The 19,489-nt window shown below is 70.2% G+C and carries 16 protein-coding genes and 2 pseudogenes; 6 read left to right on the top strand and 12 right to left on the bottom strand.

Going from position 1 to position 19,489, the window contains the following annotated elements; genetic code table 11:
• Positions 1-117 precede the first annotated feature (117 nt).
• From GRC12_RS04105 to GRC12_RS04130, 6 genes are all read right to left on the bottom strand, one after another.
• Positions 118-1,428 (bottom strand): alpha-glucosidase/alpha-galactosidase, encoded by a 1,311-nt coding sequence (locus GRC12_RS04105; RefSeq protein WP_208777414.1) that lies wholly within the window; start codon positions 1,426-1,428, stop codon positions 118-120.
• Positions 1,425-2,381 (bottom strand): carbohydrate kinase family protein, encoded by a 957-nt coding sequence (locus GRC12_RS04110; protein ID WP_208777415.1) that lies wholly within the window; start codon positions 2,379-2,381, stop codon positions 1,425-1,427. Before GRC12_RS04110 ends, GRC12_RS04105 begins: the two co-directional genes overlap by 4 nt.
• 43 nt (positions 2,382-2,424) lie before the next feature.
• A complete protein-coding gene (locus GRC12_RS04115; RefSeq protein ID WP_208777416.1) occupies positions 2,425-3,318 on the bottom strand; it encodes a carbohydrate ABC transporter permease in 894 nt (297 codons plus the stop codon).
• Positions 3,315-4,253, bottom strand: a complete 939-nt coding sequence (locus tag GRC12_RS04120; protein WP_208777417.1) for a carbohydrate ABC transporter permease — start codon at positions 4,251-4,253, stop codon at positions 3,315-3,317. Before GRC12_RS04120 ends, GRC12_RS04115 begins: the two co-directional genes overlap by 4 nt.
• 11 nt (positions 4,254-4,264) lie before the next feature.
• Positions 4,265-5,593 carry an ABC transporter substrate-binding protein gene (locus GRC12_RS04125; protein ID WP_208777418.1) on the bottom strand — a complete coding sequence of 443 codons (1,329 nt, stop codon included), beginning with the start codon at positions 5,591-5,593 and terminating at the stop codon, positions 4,265-4,267.
• A gap of 654 nt (positions 5,594-6,247) precedes the next feature.
• Positions 6,248-7,063 carry an endo alpha-1,4 polygalactosaminidase gene (locus GRC12_RS04130; RefSeq protein WP_208777419.1) on the bottom strand — a complete coding sequence of 272 codons (816 nt, stop codon included), beginning with the start codon at positions 7,061-7,063 and terminating at the stop codon, positions 6,248-6,250.
• A gap of 746 nt (positions 7,064-7,809) precedes the next feature.
• On the opposite strand from GRC12_RS04130, the gene GRC12_RS04135 reads away from it, so the two are divergent.
• Positions 7,810-9,045: a Gfo/Idh/MocA family protein gene (locus GRC12_RS04135; RefSeq protein ID WP_208777420.1), complete on the top strand. Its 1,236-nt coding sequence runs from the start codon at positions 7,810-7,812 to the stop codon at positions 9,043-9,045.
• 101 nt (positions 9,046-9,146) lie between these two features.
• Positions 9,147-9,527, top strand: a pseudogene (locus GRC12_RS04140) (hypothetical protein); the annotation flags it as partial.
• A gap of 44 nt (positions 9,528-9,571) precedes the next feature.
• Here GRC12_RS04140 and GRC12_RS04145 read toward each other — a convergent pair.
• Positions 9,572-10,711, bottom strand: a complete 1,140-nt coding sequence (locus GRC12_RS04145; protein WP_208777421.1) for a PucR family transcriptional regulator — start codon at positions 10,709-10,711, stop codon at positions 9,572-9,574.
• Between the two features lie 87 nt (positions 10,712-10,798).
• On the opposite strand from GRC12_RS04145, the gene GRC12_RS04150 reads away from it, so the two are divergent.
• Positions 10,799-11,854: a ferredoxin reductase gene (locus GRC12_RS04150; RefSeq protein WP_208777422.1), complete on the top strand. Its 1,056-nt coding sequence runs from the start codon at positions 10,799-10,801 to the stop codon at positions 11,852-11,854.
• 7 nt (positions 11,855-11,861) lie between these two features.
• Positions 11,862-12,980 (top strand): fatty acid desaturase family protein, encoded by a 1,119-nt coding sequence (locus GRC12_RS04155; protein WP_208777423.1) that lies wholly within the window; start codon positions 11,862-11,864, stop codon positions 12,978-12,980.
• A gap of 167 nt (positions 12,981-13,147) precedes the next feature.
• On the opposite strand, the pseudogene GRC12_RS45310 reads toward GRC12_RS04155, so the two are convergent.
• Positions 13,148-13,459, bottom strand: a pseudogene (locus GRC12_RS45310) (DUF6207 family protein); the annotation flags it as partial.
• A gap of 454 nt (positions 13,460-13,913) precedes the next feature.
• Between GRC12_RS45310 and GRC12_RS04160 the strand changes: the two are divergent.
• Complete coding sequence (locus GRC12_RS04160; RefSeq protein ID WP_208777424.1) at positions 13,914-14,645, top strand: FadR/GntR family transcriptional regulator; 732 nt, start codon at positions 13,914-13,916, stop codon at positions 14,643-14,645.
• Positions 14,642-15,430: an SDR family NAD(P)-dependent oxidoreductase gene (locus tag GRC12_RS04165; protein WP_208777425.1), complete on the top strand. Its 789-nt coding sequence runs from the start codon at positions 14,642-14,644 to the stop codon at positions 15,428-15,430. Before GRC12_RS04160 ends, GRC12_RS04165 begins: the two co-directional genes overlap by 4 nt.
• A 92-nt stretch (positions 15,431-15,522) precedes the next feature.
• Here GRC12_RS04165 and GRC12_RS04170 read toward each other — a convergent pair whose 3' ends face one another.
• The 4 genes from GRC12_RS04170 to GRC12_RS04185 all read right to left on the bottom strand — a co-directional run bounded on the left by GRC12_RS04170 (position 15,523) and on the right by GRC12_RS04185 (position 19,489).
• Positions 15,523-16,005 carry a hypothetical protein gene (locus GRC12_RS04170; protein ID WP_208777448.1) on the bottom strand — a complete coding sequence of 161 codons (483 nt, stop codon included), beginning with the start codon at positions 16,003-16,005 and terminating at the stop codon, positions 15,523-15,525.
• Positions 16,006-16,193: 188 nt separating this feature from the next.
• The gene (locus tag GRC12_RS04175; protein WP_208777426.1) at positions 16,194-17,099 is read right to left on the bottom strand and encodes an amidohydrolase family protein; all 906 of its coding nucleotides are present in this window, start codon (positions 17,097-17,099) and stop codon (positions 16,194-16,196) included.
• Between the two features lie 39 nt (positions 17,100-17,138).
• Positions 17,139-17,486, bottom strand: a complete 348-nt coding sequence (locus GRC12_RS04180; protein ID WP_208777427.1) for an L-rhamnose mutarotase — start codon at positions 17,484-17,486, stop codon at positions 17,139-17,141.
• A complete protein-coding gene (locus GRC12_RS04185) occupies positions 17,483-19,489 on the bottom strand; it encodes a hypothetical protein (protein ID WP_208777428.1) in 2,007 nt (668 codons plus the stop codon). The genes GRC12_RS04180 and GRC12_RS04185 overlap by 4 nt, the downstream gene beginning before the upstream one ends.

The following is a 19,489-nucleotide window of genomic DNA, read 5'->3' on the forward strand; positions in this document are numbered from 1 at the left end:
CAACGCCCGGTCCACCGTCAGTGATCGTCGTGAACGCCGATCACTGACGGTACGCGCCAGGGTTCCGCCGCGGCAGCGGAACAGTTTGCGAGGTGCGTACACCGCCGGCCACGGCGCCTACGACCCGAGGCGGACGCGCAGCCCCTGCTGGAGGAGGTCGCCGTGGGCGGTGACCATGTCGTCGCACAGGCGCCAGATGTCCTCGACCGGCAGGGCCGCGGCCGTGGCGGGGTCGGTCATCGCCGCGTGCCTGATGTGCCGTGGTTCCTCCTCGATCGCCGCCTGCACCACCAGGTCGTTCGCGCTGAGGTAAGTGCGGTTGAGCGCCGCCAGCTGGGGCGGGAGGGAGCCGACCCGGGTCGGCTGGACGCCCAGGGAGTCCACCAGGCACGGCACCTCGACGACACCGTGCGCGGGCAGGTTGTCGATCAGGGTCCCGTTGGGGACGTTGCCGTAGACCGTGCGTGGGGTGCCGGTGACCATGCTGTGGATGATCTGGGGTGCGTACTCCATGGTCCCCTCGACGGCGACCGGTGTTCCCGCGGCCAGCGCTTCGCGGGTCTTCTCGTAGGTGGCTACGTTCTCGTCGACGATCTTGAGGTACTCGCCGATCGGCAGCCGCAGCCGTTCGACCTCGCTGCCGTGGTGCAGGTACCAGGGAACGTACTCGGAGGAGTGCTCGCTGGTCTCCGTCGGGTAGTAGCCGAGCCGGCGGTACATGTCGACCCGGACCCTCCGGCGCAACTGGCCGTCGGAGGCGATCAGTTCGTCCAGCTTCGGGTAGAGGCTCCTGCCCTGGTGTTCGAAGCGCAGTACCCATGCCTGGTGGTTGACGCCCGCGGCGTGGTAACTGATCTCCTCGTAGGGGACCTTGACCAGATCGGCGAGGTCGCGCATCGTCCAGTACACGGAGTGGCACAGTCCCACCACCCGGGTCAGGCCGGTCGCCTGCGTCAGGTACTGGACGTTCATGGCCATGGGGTTGGTGTAGTTCAGCAGCCAGGCCTGCGGGCACACTTCGGCGATGTCCCGCCCCAGTTGCCTCAGGAACGGGAAGGTGCGCAGGGCCCGGAAGATGCCTCCGATGCCGAGGGTGTCGCCGATGGTCTGGCGTACGCCATAGCGGGCCGGTACCTCGAAGTCGGTCCGGGTGGCCTCGCCCATACCGATCTGCACGATGTTGATCACGAAGTCGGCGTCCGCGAGGACCTTGCGGCGGTCGGTGTCCGCGGTGATGGTGGGATGGGCGCCGAGGGTGTCCGCGATCCGGCCGGCGGCGGCGTGGGCGGTGGCCAGACGCTCGGTGTCGATGTCGTGCAACGCGATGTGCGCCGACTTCAGTTCGGGGAACGCCAGGAGGTCGGCGAGCAGTCCCTGGGTGAAGACGACGCTGCCCGCTCCGACGAAGGCGATCTTGGGGGTGGTCATACCTGGGTTTCCTCGGTCTCGGAAAGGCGGGCGAGGACTTCGTCCCGCGTGGGCTGTGCCGTGGTGCCGCCGTGAGCACGGGTGGACAGGGCTCCGCAGACCGCGGCGAAGCGGAGGGCCTCTGGCAGGGGCGTCTCGTCGAGCAGGGCGGCGATGAATCCGGCGTCGAAGCTGTCCCCGGCACCGACCGCGTCGACGGGCTGGACTCGGATGCCCCGGGTGGTGAAGAGCCGTTCGCCGTCATGGCACAGGGCGCCGTCGGCGCCGTTCTTGACCGCGGTGATCGGGCCTCGGCGGGCGAGGCTTGCGGCGGCCTCGGCGGGGTCGTCCGTGTCGAGGCGGGCCAGGCGCCGGGCTTCGGCCGCGTTCGGCAGCAGGAAGTCGGTGTGGGCCAGGACCGCGTCCAGACCCGAGGCCTCCCATCGGCCCGACGGGTCGTCGTTGGTGTCCAGGGAGGTGCTGGCGCCGTGCCGGCGTGCGGCGCGCAGAAGGTCCGGGAGTGCGACGGCGAGCTGTGGCATCAGGAAGTAGGAGGCCGCGTGCACGTGCCGCGCAGCTCCCAGCAGTGTCGCGGGTACGTCGTCGGCCGTGGTCGCGGTCAGGGTGCCGGGGGCGGTGATGATGGCCCGGTCGTCTCCGCGGGTGAGCACGACCGTCATGGGGGTGGGGCGGCCGGGGTCGAGCCGCAGCGCTTCGGTGTTGACGCCGTGGGCGGCGAGCTGGTCGCGCATGTAGCGGCCTGCGTCGTCGTCGCCCACCCGGCCGGCGAAGGCGACCTTGAGCCCGAGGCGGGCGGCCCCGCAGGCGACGATCGCGCCGGATCCTCCGACGGTGAGGGTGCCGGTGGGCACCAGCTGTTCGCGCTGGCCGAAGGCGAGCGGGCCGTCGAGCGGGCCGACGACGACGTCGGGGTTGGCGTCACCGACGACCAGCAGGTCGAATGAGTGCGGCATTGAGGTGTTCCTGCCTGAGGGGTGTGTCGGGGGGCCAGCGGGGTCAGCCCTTGAGACCGGTGGACGTGATGGACTGGATGAACGCCTTCTGCGCGCCGAGGAAGGCGAGCAGGACCGGCACCACGGTGATGACGTTGCCGGCCATCACGGCGGCCCACTGGGTGTGGTGTTGTCCCTGGAAGGTCGTCAGGCCGAGCTGGAGCGTGTACTGGGTGTCGTGGTTGATGGCGATCAGGGGCCAGGTCAGGTCGTTCCAGGTGCTGAGAAACGTCAGGACGGCCACCGTGCTGAGGGCCGGCCGGGACAGGGGCAGCACGATCCGCCACAGCACGTGGAGCCGTGAGCAGCCGTCGATCCAGGCGGCCTCCTCCAGCTCGCGGGGCAGCGAGAGGAAGAACTGGCGCAGGAGGAACACCGAGAAGGGCGTGACGAGGGACGGCACGATCAGCGCGCCGAGGGTGTCGATGAGGCCGAGCTGCTTCATCACCAGGAACGTGGGGATCATGGTGAGTTGGAACGGGATCGCCATCGTGGCCAGCATCAGGCCCAGCAGCAGCCGGGAGCCGGCGAACCGCATCCGGGCGAACGCGTAGCCGCCGAGGGTGCCGAGCACGAGGTTCGCGGTGACCGTGACGAGGCTGACGAGGAACGAGTTGGCGAACCAGCGGGGGAACATCGCGTTGCCCAGCACATAGCGGTAACCGCCCAGGTCCAGATGAGAGGGCCACAGCGCCGGCGGGAAACGGTTGATCTCGGCGTTGCTCATCACCGAGCTGAGCGCCAGCCAGATGAAGGGAATGGCGAAGAGCAGGGCCATGGGCGCGAGCAGCAAGTGCCAGGGGCTGAAGGGCAGTCGCGGGTGGCGGCGTCGTACCTCGCGGCTGGGGGTGGCGGAAGCCGCCTGCGCGGCGTCGGGCGGGGCGGAGACGGTGGTCATGCGGAGGCCCCCTGCAGACGGCGACGGAGGAGCTGGAGGATCAGGCCGATCAGGCCCAGGGATGCGGCCAGGACGTAGGCCGAGGCGGCGCCGTATCCGGCGGTGGCGTTCTGGAAGGCCTGCTGCCAGATGAAGTAGACGATGACGGTGGTGGAGCCGAGCGGGCCGCCCTTGGTGGTGACGTACACGAGGTCGAACGCCTGGAGGGATTCGATGGTCTGCCACAGCAGCAGGAACACCGTGACGGGCCTGAGCGCGGGCAGCGTGACGTGGCGCAGGAGCTGGAGGCGGTCGGCGCCGTCCAGCCGGGCAGCCTCGATCAACGAGGCCGGCACGTCCTGGAGCGCCGCGAGGTAGATCACCAGGCAGAAGCCCGTACCGCTCCACAGGCTGATCGCGACGAGTACGGGAAGTGCCTGGGAGGGGTCGGTGAGGAAGCCCTGGGAGGGGATGCCGAGGTGGTGCAGGACGGCGTTGGCGGCGCCGAACTCGGGGTCGAGGATGAATGAGAACAGCACGCCCTGCGCGGTGGCGGAGACGACGAACGGGACGAAGTACAGGGTGCGGTAGAGCCCGACGAAGCGGATGCGCCGGTTGAGGGCGAGGGCGAGGAGCAGGCCGAGCACCATGCTGGCCGGCACGTACAGCGCGGTGTACAGCAGGGTGTTGCGCAGAGCCTGGCTGAAGTGCGGGTCCTGGGCGAGGGCGCGGTAGTTGTCCAGGCCCACCCAACGGCTGGGCGTGACGAGGTCGTCGGCCTGGAAGGACAGCAGCAGCGACCAGATGATGGGTACCACGCTCAGGCCGATGATGATCAGCACGGCGGGGGAGACGAAGGTCCAGGCCATGGCGGCTTCACCGGCTCGTCTGCGGCGCAGGGCCCGCCGGCTGGTCGGTGGCCGGGACACGGTGATCGGGGTGGGCAGTCGCGACATGACGGGGCTCCTCAGCGCGGGATGAGCAGTGCGGCATTGGCGTCGGCGGCGCAGGCGCGCAGTGCCTTGGTTGGGCTGCGCTGTCCCAGCAGCACGGCGACGACGGCCTGCCCGAGAGCCTGGGAGATCTGCGGATAGGCGGCGTGGACGGGGCGTGCCCTTGCCGTGTCGAGGGCCTTGGTGAAGACCCCCAGTCCCTCGGTGCCGCTTTCCTTGTGCTGCCAGGCAGGCAGATCGCGGGTTCGTCGGCTGAGGGGCAGGCTGCCTGCGTCGATGTCCCAGTGCACGTCCTGCGTGGGCTGCATGAGCCAGGTCACGAAGGTTTTGGCGGCTTGTCTGCGGGCGCCGCCGTTGTCGAACACGGTCCAGGTGTCGGGTCCGCTAATGGTCACCGGCCGGCCGGAGAAGCTGGGCAGCGGCACGACGTGGTAGTCGATCTTCGCTTGGTGGATGTCGGGCAGCTGCCAGGGACCGGTGACCACCATGCCCATGCGGCCGGACTCGAAGACCTGGTACATCTGCTCACTGCCCGGCTTCGGGTCGATGTAGACGCTCTTGTCGCGTGCCAGGGTGGCCACCACTTCCAGGGCGCGGGTCCCGGCGTCGGCGAAGCCGATATGCCTGCCGTCGTCGGCGACGACATCCCCGCCGAGATCCCAGATCATGGGCCACAGGCGCCAGACGGTGTCCTCGTCGCCGACGCCGGGCCAGCCGGTGCCGAAGCGGCCGCCGCCGGTGTCGGTGAGCGCATTGGCGGTGGCGACGAAGTCGTCCCATCGCCAGCCTGCTTCCGGCAGCGGCAGGCCGGCCCGCCGGAAGAGCTTCTTGTTGCAGACCACGGCGAGCGAGTCCAGCAGCGCGGGCGCGGCGCGCACCCGGCCGTTGACGGTCACGGCCGCACGTGCCGGTTCCCAGTAGGTCCCCCAGGGAGTATGGGCGTGTTTGACCATGTCGGTGAGGTCGACGACCTGCGGGCTGCGGGCGACGCTGGCGAGATCGGAACCGAAGATATAGGCGATGTCCGGATAGGAGCCGGCAGCGAGCGCGGCCGTCACCTTCTGGAGCATCGAGTCGGCGAGGACTCCGCCGCCCAGCTCGACCCGGATGCGGGGGTGACTGCGCATGAAGGCGGCGGCCAGGGATTCGAGGGCCTTCTTGCCGGTGTCGGTCTGACCGTGCCACATCTCGATGGTCACGGTGCCGTCGGCGCTGACGCCGTTGTCGCCGCCCGCCGCGCAGCCGGCGGCCGAGAGGCCCGTGGCCGCCGCCGTGGCCCAGGCCGCGCCGGTGCGCAGGACATCGCGGCGTGCGGGCGGCGCGCTGCGGGTGGCTGCACGCATGGGTACCTCCGGTGTGGAGCGGTGGGACAGGTGTGTTCGCGCAAGGAGTGCGTTCGCTGGACGCGTTCGGCGTACGCCGTTTCGGCCGCGGCCAAGGACGCTGGTCCCGCCGGGGCGGATGTGCGGCCGACCTGCGTCGGTCGTGGCGTCGCGGCGGGCGGGGCTCAGCGCCGCGAGCGTCGCGAGGCGGACGGTGCTCGTGCCGCTGTCGTCGGCACGGCGCGCCTCGGGTGCGGCGAGGCGGGGCGGGTACGGGCCTCGCGGGACCGTGTGGCTCGGTGAGCACGGGGAGCGCGTCCAGGCGGGGCCGTCGTGTCGCGGCGGCTGGGGGGAGTCGCGCGGATGAGGATCATGTGTGGCCCCAGATCCTGGTGGGCACGGCCCCGCCTCGGACCCCGACGGGATCCTGGCGACTCAGTCCGGGCTTCTGGCGCGTGGCCAGCTACCGGCTGGGCGTACCTCTGTCGCCGAGTGCTTCGACTGTGGCGTTGGCCAGGAGTTAAACGACGGTGATGGGCGTCTGTCAAGAGGCGGTCCTGTGTGAATCTGCGCGAAACGGCGGTGAAATATGCATGATTGCGCACTGGTCGGAGCGTGAGCGTCGGCCTGTGACGCCTCACCGAGCCGTTACAGGCCGACGCGCGCTCTTTCGACTCAGCAGGTCTTGCGGACGTACCCGCTGGCGCCGGCCGGTGAGACGTCCACGTCGCGCTGGACGATGCTCAGCGTGCCGCCCCACCCCCGGCACGCCTTCGACCTGCCGGCGTCGGTGTACTCGATCACGATCACGTTGTCACCGAAGGCACTGGTGTAGTCGCCGCACTCGTCGTACTGGCCGCACTCCTCGGCCACGGCGAAGTCGAGGCCGTTGGCCTTGCGATTGCCGGCCAGCTCGGAGGTGTTCTTCTGGGCGATGGCCAGGCCGTCCGCGTGGGCGCGGGCGGAGAGCAGCTTGATGAACGCCTGTGCGTTGTTCGCCGTCAGGCGGTTCCCCGAGCGGGTGTAACTGTCGTAGTTGTCGGGCTCGACAGCCTGGTAGCCCTTGCTCCGGCAGCCGTCGATCTGGGCTCCGATCGTGCCGGCGATCCGCTGCCGCTTGGCGTCCGTGCTGACGTCGAGGAGGGCCTCGCCCCAGTCCTCGTCGTAGACGACCTTGCCCGCGGAGTCGCGCAGCAACAGGTCCGAGTCCCAGTCCTTCTCGGCGCCCGGCTGCGCCTGGAAGGCGTTGACGTAGCAGATGTTGTACAGGCCCGCAGCGGGGGACGCGGTGTGGTCACGAGTGACGACCTTGACACCCCTCGGCGGGGTGTAGGCGCCTCCGATCTGGTAGTCGAAGGCGGCATGGGCGGGCGGCGGGGTTACGGTCGCGGCCTGCGTCGAGGGCGCCTGGACGAGCAGGGAGCCGGTCAGGGCCGCAGCGCCGATGGCCGCGCCGGTGAGTTTGCGGGAGGCGGTGTTCAGGTTGCTCATGTGGTGAGCTCCAGAGGAAGCGGGCACGTCCCCGCCTCGGACACGTGGGCGTCCTGGCGACTCGGGCCGGGCTCGCGGCGCGAGGGGCTGCATACCGGCTGGGCGTGCCTCTGCACGCGGAGCGTGGCTCCGGCGTTTGCCCAGGAGTAAAGCGACCACCTGTGAGGATGTCAACGCACCGCCGAACTCCCCCAGTTGCGCGGCCAGTCGGGGGCCCGCGCGAGGGCGCGACAGCCGGCGCGACGTCACCGTGCCGATCACATCGCGGCACACCCAGGGCCGAAGTCACGGCGAGCAACGCGGCCAGGGCGGCGGCCGACGGAACCGCGACCTCGACGAGCCGCTCCGGCCAGGACCGACCGGTGCACAGGCGGAGACCCAGGGCCGCCAACCAGTGGCGGTTCTCAGGTGGGGTGATCGCATGCCGAGCACCTGAGCGTCCGCCCCGGCTCCGTGCTCGAACCTCGGTCGGCGCATCGGCGACGATGCCCGAGATCCCCGAGTGGCCAAAGAATGCTTGAAGATGCTCGATATAGGCGTTGATCCTGCATGATCGAGCATCTATGGTCTTGGTGGAGCCGTCGGGCTCAGGATGCGTGTCGCTTGTGGTGAGTCATGGTGCATGTCTGCCGTGCCCTCGTGCGGGCTGCGTTGTCACAGCGCCCCTGCTACGGCGGCCGACCCTCCGCCGGCCACCCGCGCCCAGGCGTCAGCCGTGTCTCCCCGTCTCCGACGAAGGGGTGTCCATGACCAGTCATCCGGCCGAGCCGGAACTGCGCGTCGGTGTCGTCGGCACAGGCCAACGGGCAGCGCTGGCCGGCCGGGCGGAGCGGCACGGTCGGGCCCGCGTGGTCTCCTGCGCCGATACGTCCGAGCGTGGCCGTGCCGACGCCCGGAAGATCTTCGGGAGCGGTGTTCAGGTCCACGAGCACTACGAGGACATGCTCGCGGACGATCTGGACGCAGTTTTCGTCCTCACCCCGGACGACGTGCACACCGCTCCGGCCCTCTACTTCCTCGAAGCGGGTGTCGCTGTGTTCGTCGAAAAGCCTCTGGCCATCGACCTCGACGACTGCGACCGGATCCTGGCCACCGCGGCCCGCACCGGCACCCGGCTGTACGTCGGGCACAACCTTCGCCATCTGCCGGTCCTGCGCACCATGCGCGGACTCGTCGACGAGGGGGCGATCGGAACCGTGCGGGCCGTGTGGTGCCGACACTTCGTGGGCCACGGCGGCGACTACTACTTCAAGGACTGGCACGCCGAACGAGCCCGGACCACCGGCCTGTTGCTCCAGAAAGGCGCACACGACCTGGACGCGATCCATTGGCTGGCGGGCGGCAGCGCCCGCACGGTGACCGCACTGGGCGACCTGTCCGTTTACGGTGCCAATCCGCACCGCCGTACCCAGCCACAGGGTTCGGCGCGGGTGCAGGACTGGTTCGACAAGGGCGTCTGGCCGCCGTCCGCGCTGCGCGACCTCAACCCCGTCATCGACGTGGAGGACATCAGCATGGTGCTTGCTCGCCTCAACAACGGGGTGCTCACGAGCTACCAGCAATGTCACTTCACCCCGGACTACTGGCGCAACTACACCGTCATCGGCGACGAAGGCCGGATCGAGAACCTCGGGGACGGTGTCGAGGGCGACGCCCCGGTGATCAAGGTGTGGAACCGGCGGCGGTCCGGCTATCGCCCCGGGGCGGATCTGACCCTGCCCCCCGCCGAAGCAGCCGGCGGCTCGCACGGCGGCGCGGATCAGTCCCTCGTCGACGAGTTCCTGCATTTCGTCGCGTACGGCGGCGCAACCGAGACGTCGCCCGTCGCCGCCCGCGAAGCCGTCGCGACCGGCATCGCGGCCACCACGTCGCTGCGTTCGGGCGGCACTCCGGTGGAGATCCCCGCCATCGCCCCGCACCTCGCCGACTACTTCGAGCGTCACCAGCCCGGCTCCCGTGCCCCCGCATTCCGGGGCGACTGAGCCCCGGCCGCAATCCACCGACCCACGCAGTGCTCCTGTGATCCTCTATGGCCTTGGCGAAGGGACGGCGATGTTCGCGGCCAACTGCCTGCACGCGTGGTGGCACGTACATCCTCTGTGGTTCGATCGGCCGCCTGCTGCTCGCGCTCTTCCTGACCGCGGTCGGCTACGCAGTCACCCGCGCGCACCTGCTTCCCGGCTGGACTGGCCGTTCGGCCTACGTCCTCGCCGCGGTGAACCTGGCCTTTGTCCCGTCCCTGTTCTTCGGCAACACCCCCGCGCACTTCTATGCGGCGAACGGGTGGGGCAGCACGGCCCTGATGGGGGCGTTGCTGAGCTACTGGCTGCTCGCCGTGGGCATCTCCACCTACCGACGGGAGTGTCGCGGCGGGCGTCCTGGATCAACTCCCGGTCTCAGCCGGTTCATGCCGCTCTTGCCTGGGCCGCATGGGCCGGCTGGTGATTCCACCCGCGAGGCGTGATGCCTGGACTGCTTGCGGACGCGGTCGGAGGGGCGACGTACGCGTCAGATGGTCCGAAGACCGACCGCCAGTGTCAGTTCAAGGACCCGGTGTGGCGATGCGAGGTCCGGAAACAGTTCCCGCAGCTGTGACATCCGGTACCGGACCGTCTGGGGATGGACGAACAACGCCGCCGCTGCCTCGTCGCGCCTGCCCTGGTGCAGCAGCCACGCCCGCAGCGTCTCCTCCAGCCGCAGTGCGGTCGCGGGAGGCAAGGTCTGCAACGGTGCGAGGGCTCGGGCACGCAGGTCCGCGAACGCGTCCGCGTCGGCGCTCAGCACCAGTTCGGGCAGGTGGTCCTCGGTGTCGCGAATTTCAGGGGAGACGGAGCGCGCGCGTACGGCTCGTGCGTACGAGGCGGAAGCACGAGTCCAGGGCCGGGCCGGGCCGACCACGGCGGTGCGCTCGGTCAGCTGCCGCAGGAGATGTGATCGGTCGGCATCGGGGACGAGCAGCACACCGGTGGCGTCCGGCAGATCGTCGAGGACGAGGGTGCTCGGGTCCAGCGTGCGGTAGGCAGGCCGGGCCTGGGCGGCGGGCAGCAGGACCGCGGTCAGCGAAACGGGAGGCTGCCACCCGGCCCGTTGAGCGGAGGCCAGCAGCACGTCCGGGGCCGCGCCGGCGAGGAGGTCGCGGGCCAGGTGTTCCAGGTGGCGCTCGTGGGCCCTGCCCCGGGCAGCCAGTTCGTCGGCGTGGCCCGCGGCGCTCGCGGCGGAGAGCTCGTCGATGTAGGCGAAGGTCAGCTCGGCGAACTTGGCGACCTCGGCGGCGGGCAGACCCGCGGGTACGGCACCCGCTGCCAGGCATCGCCAGGCCACGCGGGCGCCGACGCGATAGGCGCTGAGCAGGGCGTCCATCGAACGGCCGTCGCGGACCTCGCCGCGGCCCAGCTCGTAGGCCGCGTCACTGGCGTCACCGCCTGCGGCCTTCCCGCTTGCGAGGTCCAGGTAGTGTCCCAGGGCGGTGCGGACGGCTCGGCGGATGGTGGCGCCCATGTGGCCCGTCAGGGCGTTGGCGTAGGGAGGGACCTCGTCGATGATCGCCTGGACGACCTCGTCCGCGGTGGTCTTCAACTCGGCCCGAAGTGCGGTGACCGTCGTCTCATCCAGGGCCAGTTCGCTGACCCTCCGCATGGCATGGCTCACGTTTTTATTCCCTGCGAACAAATCAGTCGACCAGATTCACGTCCTGTGGTCAGGACTTTACGCCTCAAGGCGCAGCAAGCTGGAGTCATGACGAGTGCAGCCCTCCGCAGCAGGGCGTGGAAAATGCTGGAGATGGTCACGACGCCGCTGCTGCCGTCGGACTACCTCGACCTGGTCAGCCCGCTGCGTGCGGGCGCTGACCTGCGGGGGCGCATCGAGGCGGTGCACCCCGAGACGCCTGATGCCGCGACCATCGTGATCAGGCCGGGGAGAAGCTGGCGCGGCCACACGGCCGGTCAGTACGTGCGCATCGGCGTCGACGTCGACGGCGTGCGCCTGTGGCGCGCCTACTCCATCACCTCGCCGACCAACCGCCGGGACGGCCGCGTCACGATCACCGTGAAAGCGATGCCGGACGGCAAGGTCAGCAACCACCTGGTCCACAGGGTGAAACCCGGCACACTGATCCAGCTCGACCAGGCGAACGGTGACTTCGTGCTGCCGCAGGCCAAGCCCGCCAAGGTGCTCTACCTGACGGCCGGCAGCGGCATCACGCCCGTGATGGGCATGCTCCGCGACACCGAGTTCGACGACGTCGTCATGGTCCACTCCGCGCCGCAGCCGCAAGACGTGATCTTCCGCAACGAACTGCACGACCTGGTCGCGGACAAGAAGCTGACCCTGATCGAGCTGCACACCGACACGGACGGCATGCTCGACATCGCCCGTCTCGATGAACTCGTGCCCGACTGGGCCGAGCGCGAGACCTGGGCGTGCGGGCCCACGGGCCTGCTGGATGCCGCCGAGAAGCACTGGAGCGAGCACGGCGTCCCAGAGCGCCTGCACACCGAACGCTTCCGCCCCAGCGTCGTCGCCACCGGCGACGGCGGCGAGGTCACGTTCAGCACCACCGGCAAGACCGTCGACGCGGACGGCGCCACGCCGTTGCTGGACGTCGGCGAGGAGGCCGGCGTCCTCATGCCCTCCGGGTGCCGCATGGGTATCTGCTTCGGCTGCGTCACGCCGCTCAAGGCGGGCGCCGTCCGCGACCTGCGCACCGGCGAGATCACCGAGGCAGAGCCGGGCGTCCTCATCCAAACTTGCGTGTCCGCCGCGGCGGGCCCCTGCGACATCGACCGGTAGGAGCATCTTGACCGCCATCGACCCCACTGCCCACCTGACCGCGGAGCAGATCGAGGAACTCGGCCGCGAGCTGGACGCGATCCGCGACGAGGTGATCGCCGGCCGCGGCGAGAAGGACGCCGCCTACATCCGCAAGGTCATCTCGGCGCAACGCACGCTCGAGCTGGTCAGCAGGGGAGTGCTGCTGTTCTCGATCTTTCCGCCCGCATGGCTGCTCGGCACCGCCGGTCTGTCCGTGGCGAAGATCATGGACAACATGGAGATCGGCCACAACATCCTGCACGGCCAGTGGGACTGGATGCGAGACCCGAAGATCCACTCCACCACCTGGGAATGGGACCACGTCTCACCGGCCGACCAGTGGAAGCACTCCCACAACGAGCTGCACCACACGTACACCAACGTGATCGGCAAGGACAACGACCTCGGCTACGGCATCATGCGCGTCGACGAGGACCAGAAGTGGCACCCGTTCCACCTCGGCCAGCCGCTGTGGAACTTCATCAACGCCTGCTTCTTCGAGTACGGCATCGCCGCCTACGACCTGGAGCTCGGCAAGAACCTGAACAAGCGCCGCCGCAAGGACCCTGAGTTCCGCGCGCGTGCCAGGGCCGTGGGCCGCAAGATCCGCAAGCAGGTGCTCAAGGACTACGTGATCCACCCGCTGCTGTCGGGCCCGTCGTTCCTCCCCACGCTCGCCGCCACGTTCACCGCGAACCTGGTCCGCAACCTCTGGTCCCACTCGGTGATCATGTGCGGGCACTTCCCCGAGGGCGTACAGGTCTTCGAGCGCCGGTCGATCAAGGGCGAGACGCGCGGCCAGTGGTACCTGCGCCAGATGATGGGCTCGGCGAACATCAGCGGCAGCAAAGCCATGCACTTCATGACCGGCAACCTCTCCCACCAGATCGAGCACCACCTGTTCCCGGACCTGCCGAGCAACCGGTACGCCGAGGTCGCGGTGAAGGTGCGCGCGCTGTTCGAGAAGTACGAGCTGGAGTACGTCACCGGCCCGCTGCCCAAGCAGGTGTTCTCCGCGTGGCGCAAGGTCTTCCGGCTCTCGCTGCCGAACAAGGAGCGCGAGGTCAAGACGCCGGACCGCGAGCGGGAGCTCGTCGCGGCCTGATTCCGGACATTGGTTCGGCTGAAGTCCTGCATTGCCCTTTTGCCGCGTAGGCGATCGCACTTCACCTCCACAGCACGTGCGTGGCCCCGAGCTCTCTGCTCGGGGCTGCAGTGTTGCCCGGGCGCGCGAGACCCGGGACGACTGGACGGAGCTATTGGGTGCTGGCACGCGTCCACGAAGCGGCGCATCCGGACTCCGGGCTCGCGGACCGTGCGGTTGGCCGGCGCGATCGCACACCCCGCGGCGAGCAACTGCTGGCCGGCGAAGGCGGTGGCGTCGACGCCGGTGGAGGCTCTGCGGTCAGACGGGCTCCACCCATTTGTACAGACGCCGCCGATGTGCGGAACGTGGCCCGTCGGTTGCGTCTTGGCCCGGGGTGACGCGCGTGGTGAGACTGGCGGCCGGCCGTCAGAGCGCTCGCCGCATCGGACGCCGGTGGCCGACCGCCGACCAACCGCCAAGGGTTGAGAGAGATTCATCGGTGCAAGCGTGCGCCGGCGGTGATGTTCGTGACTGCCGCAACCGTCACCGCGTACGGAGCGCAGGCCGTGGCCGCGCCCATGCCCTGGGAAACCAGCCAGTAGGACGTCCGCATCGCGAGCGCTGGACTGGCACCGGGTCCGGCGTGCTCGTCATTCGGCCGGGCACGCGGCGGGTCAGGAGCGGGTGCTGGTGTGGCGTACGCCAGGTCCCCATTGCTCTTGCACGGGTGCCATGCACCACTGACGCAGAGGCTTCTCTGGGGCGGGCGGTGTGGCCGGAGGCGGAGTTCGATGACGGCTTGGCCGCTGTGGCGGCCTGTCAGGCTGTCGCAGCGCGAGGGGTGACGCACGTGTTCCGGGGTCGCCCAGGTGGGCAGCTCTTGCTACAAACATGGGATGACCACATGTCTGTTAGGGTGATGGCAACCACCAGGAAGGGAAGGGCCCGGTCATGCCGCTGCGCGGAGCGGTCCGCAGGAATCTGGTCGACGAGGTGATCGAGCAGATAGAGGGCCTGATCACCAGCGGCGAGTGGCCGCTGGAGTACCGCATCCCCTCCGAGCCGGAGCTCGTCGAGCGGCTGGGCGTGGGGCGCAACACCGTCCGCGAGGCGGTGCGGGCGCTGGTGCACACCGGGATGCTGCAGGCACGTCAGGGCGACGGCACCTACGTCCGCTCGCGCAGCGGGGTCGGCGCCGCCCTGGCCCGCGTCGTCCAGCACCGAGAGGTGCTGGAGGTCTACGAGGTGCGGGCCTCTCTGGAGCGGGACGCCGCCCGGATGGCTGCCGTGCGCGCCACCACCGATGACCTGGCTCTGCTGCGGGCGGCGCTGGCGGACCGGGACCGGGCGCAGAGCACCCGCCCGGAGCAGCATGAGGCATTCGTGGAGGCGGATCTGCGTTTTCACCGCCAGGTCGTGGCAGCCTCACGCAACAGCGCCCTGATCGACCTGTACGGGCACCTGACCGACGGGCTGCGCGAGACGCTGCGGGCCGTCATCGACTCCCCCCTGCCCGACGCCGTACGCCACCAGACCGCAGAGCACGCGGCGATCGTCGCCGCGATCGAGGCCGGGGACGCCGAAGCGGCCGAACGCGCCGCCGCCCTGTGCCTGGCCCGGGCGGTGGCCGCGCTGGAAAGCAACCGCCCCGGCCACACCGGGGAGCGAGGAAGCCTGACATGAACAATCTGTTCGATCTCTCCGGCACTGTGGCCGTCGTGACCGGGTCCAGCCGCGGCATCGGGCTGGCCATCGCCCGCACTCTGCTGGCCCAGGGCGCGAGCGTCCTCGTCAACGGCTACGACGAGGCCGAGACCGCCGCCGCGCTCAAGACCCTGCGTGAGCAGTATCCGCAGGCCGACGGCGAGCGGCCCCGGACCGCTGCCCTCGCCGGCGACGTGACCGACGCAGATCTGGCCCGCGTCCTGGTGGCCGAAGCAGTCGACGTCTTCGGACACCTCGACCACCTCGTCTGCAACGCGGGCATCGACATCATCAAGCCCGCCGTCGAGTACACCCCCGAGGAGTGGGACCGCGTCCTGACGGTCAACCTGCGCGGCGCCTTCCAGCCCGCCCAGGCCGCCGCCCGCCACTGGATCGCCGAGGGCAGCGGCGGGTCGGTCACCATGACGTCCTCCATCGCCGGTGCGGTCGGCATCCCGACCCTGGCCCCGTATGCGGCCAGCAAGGGCGGCATCAACCAGCTCGTGCGCACCCTCGCAGCGGAGTGGGCGGCACACCGCATCCGGGTCAACGCGGTCGCGCCCGGCTACGTCGCCAACATCATGGACAGCGTCACCGCCCACGACGACCCGGCCTCCGACCGGCGCATCAACATCTTCACCCCGCTCGGGCGCCGGGCCACCGTCGAGGAGATCGCCGCCCCCTACGCCTTCCTCGCCTCGCCTGGCGCCGCCTACGTCACCGGATCCGTCCTGGCCGTGGACGGCGGCTACACCGCAACCTGATGTGCGACATCCAGTGAGTACGCCCCATCCGCGACACTATCGAGCCTCCTTCGGGTGTTGGTCTCGGAAGTGGCGCCCAGCTGACGGCCCCGTCACTCGCGCTGGTTGAGGGCTCTCGTCAGCTGCCGGTTGGCTTCCCGGGCCGCCCCCAGTTCGGCCTCGCGCTCCTCCAGGGCCGCCTTCAGATCGACGGTCTGCTGTTCCAGACGGCTGATCGTCCGCTGGTGTTCCTCGGCATCGACGGGCCGGAGCGTCGCCCTGCCGCCGAGCGGTTCGGCAGGGAACAGCTTGACCCTGTCGAGGTCGGCCCGCAGCGCGCTCATCACCTCCGTGGCGGTGGCCACCCCGGGAAGGACGGGCACTCCCAGCTCCGGGCACTGGCGAGGAGCTCGTGGTCCAAGCCGGGGGACGCGACAAAGCGGCCTCGGCCGAAACCGCCCGCTCGGCTTGTCCGGCGGTGAGCACCGTGCGGCGCCGACCATCAGAGCGCCGTGCGCCGCCATCGCCTTCGCCACCTGCCCGGTGCCCGGGGTGCGGAAGGTGACCTCCGCGCGCCGGGCGCCGCCCGCGGCCAGGGTGCGGGCCGGCGGGCGGCCGTGGTGGGGTCGGGCACGGCCAGGACCGGCACGATCCGAGCTTCGGCGAGCAGGCCGGGGAGGTCGGCGGTCATCGGCTCAGCCAAACGCCGTCGACCGGCAGGACGGTGCCGCGCACGTAGGCGGGGGTTCTGCGCGGGTTCGGCGCGATGTTCGGTGGGCGCTGTTCAGCTCGTTCGGGCCGTCGCGTCCTTCCTTCCGGCGACGGGCGTAAGGCCGTAGAACGCGGTGGCGGTCCCGGCGAGGAGCGCGTCGATGTCGCTCTCGCTCCAGCCGATGAGCAATTCGTCCACGGTGGCGGCCCACCGGTTCCAGCCCCCCGCCAGGTTGGCGACCGGCCAGTCCGAGCCGAACATCAGCCGCTCGGGGCCGAAGGCGGAGGCCAGTACGTCCCAGACGGGCCGGATGTCGGCGGTGGTCCAGCGGGAGTGGTCGGCCTCCGTGATCAGCCCGGAGACCTTGCACAACACGTGCGGGTGCGCGGCCAGCCGCTGAATCCGGCCTTCCCAGTTCGCGAAGTCCTGCCGGGCGATGTCCGGCTTGCCCGCGTGGTTGAGGACCTGGGGCAGGTCGGGAAAGCGTTCGGCGAGACGGATCGCCTGGTCGAGCTGGTGGGCGCGGACGAGCACGTCGTAGCGCAGTCCACGATCCCGGGCCGCCCGCAACCCCCGTTCCACGGTGGGACGTTGGAGCCAGTTCGGATCGGTCTCGCCCTGGACGAGGTGCCGCAGGGAGCGCAGGTAGCGGCCGCCCGGCCCGGCGAGCAACTGGTCGAGCACGTCTGCGATGGCCGGGGTGGTGAGGTCGGCCCAGCCGACCACGGCCTGGACCAGGGGCTCCTGCTCGGCGAGTGCGAGAAGGTCCTCGGTCTCGGCGACCTCCGCGATGCATTGGACGACCACCGTGCTGTGCAGCCGTCGGCCCGCGATGGGGTGGGTGGCGGTGATCCGCAGGTCGTCAGGGGTGAAGGTGCGGCGGATCGATGCCACGCCGGGGTCGTCGAGCCAGGGTTGTGGGCGGTGGGTGAGGTCCCACAGGTGGTGGTGGGCGTCGACGAGCACGGATGTGTTCACGGGGTGGTCCAAGTCGGGGTCGGGCTGGTGCGGGCCGGGTCAGACGGTGGCGTCGTCGTCGGGCGGGCTCAGGTGCCAGATCTCGGGGATTTCAGTCCACTGGCGGCCCTCGCCCCGGTCGGGGAAGGGTTCCTGGCACGGGTCGGTGAGCTTCCACCAGCGCTGGGTCTCGGGGTCGGCCTCGATGGACGCCATGTCCGCCGCGAAGTCCTCGCCGTGGTACTCCATGTAGGCGAAGAGCACGTCACCATGGAGGAAGATGCTGTAGTTGCGGATGTTCGCCCGGTGCAGGGCGGCTTCGACGCCGGGCCACACGGCGGAGTGGAGGCGGAGGTACTCCTCGCGGCGTTCGGGGCGGAGCCGGATGGTCTGGGCGATGCGCTTCACGGCGATTCCCCTGTCGTGTCATCGCAGTGGGCCCCGTCGAAGGGCGTGCGGTAGCTGGGTGTGCGGGTGCGCATCCCGAGCCGCAGGGTGAGCCGGATACGGGTGGAGGCGGGCAGAGGGACCGTCAGGAACGGTGAGTCGCAGGGGGCTTCCGACTCGGTGACGACGGGCTCGGTGTGGCCGTAGTCGTACATGTCTCCGATCCAGCCGTCGTCCGTGCAGGTGGTGTACCGGACGCCGGTGATGGTGTGCTCGGCGAAGGCGCCCGCCTGGACGATCACCGTGCGGTCGGTGCCGGGGGAGAGGTTGACCAGTTCGACGGTGGTCGCCTCGGGGTCGATGGAGGTGACCAGGGCGGCGACGTCCGCGGGCAGGCCGGCTCGGCGGGCGTCGGCGTCGTGGTAGCGCAGCCTCGCCTGCTGCAGACCGCCGTTGTACAGCACCTGCGGGCCGCCCCAGGTCAGCTGTACCAGGGCCTCGGTGACCACCGGGTTGCACAGCTGCCACACGTGGATGTCGGCCTCGGGCACGTCCAGGTCCCGGTAGCGGTCGATGCGCCGCAGCCGGTGGCGGACCTGGGCCTGGGCGGCGGCGAGGATGCGCTCGGGGTAGTCGGGGTCGTCGCCGGCCAGGAAGGCGAACCACGCCTTCTCGTGTCCGGAGTCCTCCTTGGACCGGAACGGCCGCACGGTGCGCCAGTCGATGGCGTCCGCCTCGCGCAGCCGCTCCAGCCGGGCGCGGTCGACCTGGGAGGAGGTGTGGTGCCACAGGGCCACCGGCACGGGGGGCGTGGCCGGGTTGTAGTCGAACCAGCCCGAGTCGTTGTGCCGGAACGGCAGGTGGAGCGTGGGCGTGTGCCGGTCCGGGCCGAGTTCGACCGCCCACTTGGAGGGCAGGCTGGAGTCGGCCTCCGTGTGGGGCATGACCTTGGCGTGGCCTATGAGGGTGTCGAGCGAGGTGGCGACCATGGAGAGGTAGTCGTCGTCCCCGGTGACCGTCGCCGCCGCCAGCGCCGCCACGCAGGCCGCGTGACCGACGCTGTGCCAGCCGTGCGGCCAGGACCAGCCGTAGTGGCCGCCGTACCAGCGCCCTTCCAGCAGGCTGCCGACGATGCCGTCAGGGCCGACGTTGTCCGGGATCAGGCCGCCGTGTTCGCGGGTGCGTTCGCGCCAGGCGCCCACGTACTCGACGATCCAGTCCCGGTAGCGCTCCTCGCCGGACAGGATCCAGGCGTTGAGGACCAGTCCGGCGGCGGCGAGGTTGACCGCGGTGTCGCCGACGCCCATCCGGTCCCGCATCTGCTCGCCCAGCCGGGGGTCCGCCGAGAGCGGGTACGGTCCGTCCTGGGCCTCGGGGAGCCATTCGAGGGGATAGCCGTACGTCTCCGCCTCCTTCGGCAGCCAGGGGTACACATCGCCGTCGAACAGGCCGGTGCGCTCGGGGTCGCTGCCGTTGTGCGGGCGGGTGATGATGCGGTGCTCGGGGTCGTAGTTGCCCTTGGCGGGGTCGACGTACAACTCGGCGAAGCGCAGGGCGCGCTCACGCCAGCGGTCGGGCGCGGCCATGCACAGGAAGTAGAGCAGCAGCAGGCTCTCGCCCTGGTGGAACCAGTCGTAGCCGCGCTCGAACTCGTCGCGCAGCATGTCCAGTTCGGTCAGCTGCCGGGTCACGCCCTCCCAGTGCTTCTCGCTGGCGGGCAGAAGGTCGTCGGCGCCGCCGAGGAGGTAGAGCTGGGGCCAGTTGAAGAACACTTCGTAGAAGTCGTCCACGCCGTCGCGGGTGGTCAGTGGGCCGTTGTAGTTCAGCCGCCCGTCGGGACCGGTGAAGGCGTGCTGGAAGCGGCGCCAGGCGTGGTCGAGCAGGTCGAACAGCGCGCGTTGGGCGACGGCCCAGCCGGGGGGTTCGAGCAGCGGGACCGAGGCCTGGACGTCGGCTGCGGGGGATGCCTGGTCGGCAGCCGGGGTGTCGTCCACGAAGACGTGGGGGTGAGGTCTGAAAGGCAT

The organism is Streptomyces griseorubiginosus, assembly GCF_017614965.1.
Classification (GTDB): domain Bacteria; phylum Actinomycetota; class Actinomycetes; order Streptomycetales; family Streptomycetaceae; genus Streptomyces; species Streptomyces griseorubiginosus_B.

Excerpts from the sequence above, each read along its gene's own strand:
- GRC12_RS04105 (WP_208777414.1), bottom strand. The coding sequence starts at position 1,428 with ATGACCACCCCCAAGATCGCCTTCGTCGGAGCGGGCAGCGTCGTCTTC.
- GRC12_RS04110 (WP_208777415.1), bottom strand. The coding sequence starts at position 2,381 with ATGCCGCACTCATTCGACCTGCTGGTCGTCGGTGACGCCAACCCCGAC.
- GRC12_RS04115 (WP_208777416.1), bottom strand. The coding sequence starts at position 3,318 with ATGACCACCGTCTCCGCCCCGCCCGACGCCGCGCAGGCGGCTTCCGCC.
- GRC12_RS04120 (WP_208777417.1), bottom strand. The coding sequence starts at position 4,253 with ATGTCGCGACTGCCCACCCCGATCACCGTGTCCCGGCCACCGACCAGC.
- GRC12_RS04125 (WP_208777418.1), bottom strand. The coding sequence starts at position 5,593 with ATGCGTGCAGCCACCCGCAGCGCGCCGCCCGCACGCCGCGATGTCCTG.
- GRC12_RS04130 (WP_208777419.1), bottom strand. The coding sequence starts at position 7,063 with ATGAGCAACCTGAACACCGCCTCCCGCAAACTCACCGGCGCGGCCATC.
- GRC12_RS04135 (WP_208777420.1), top strand. The coding sequence starts at position 7,810 with ATGACCAGTCATCCGGCCGAGCCGGAACTGCGCGTCGGTGTCGTCGGC.
- GRC12_RS04150 (WP_208777422.1), top strand. The coding sequence starts at position 10,799 with ATGACGAGTGCAGCCCTCCGCAGCAGGGCGTGGAAAATGCTGGAGATG.
- GRC12_RS04160 (WP_208777424.1), top strand. The coding sequence starts at position 13,914 with ATGCCGCTGCGCGGAGCGGTCCGCAGGAATCTGGTCGACGAGGTGATC.
- GRC12_RS04165 (WP_208777425.1), top strand. The coding sequence starts at position 14,642 with ATGAACAATCTGTTCGATCTCTCCGGCACTGTGGCCGTCGTGACCGGG.
- GRC12_RS04185 (WP_208777428.1), bottom strand. The coding sequence starts at position 19,489 with ATGCCTTTCAGACCTCACCCCCACGTCTTCGTGGACGACACCCCGGCT.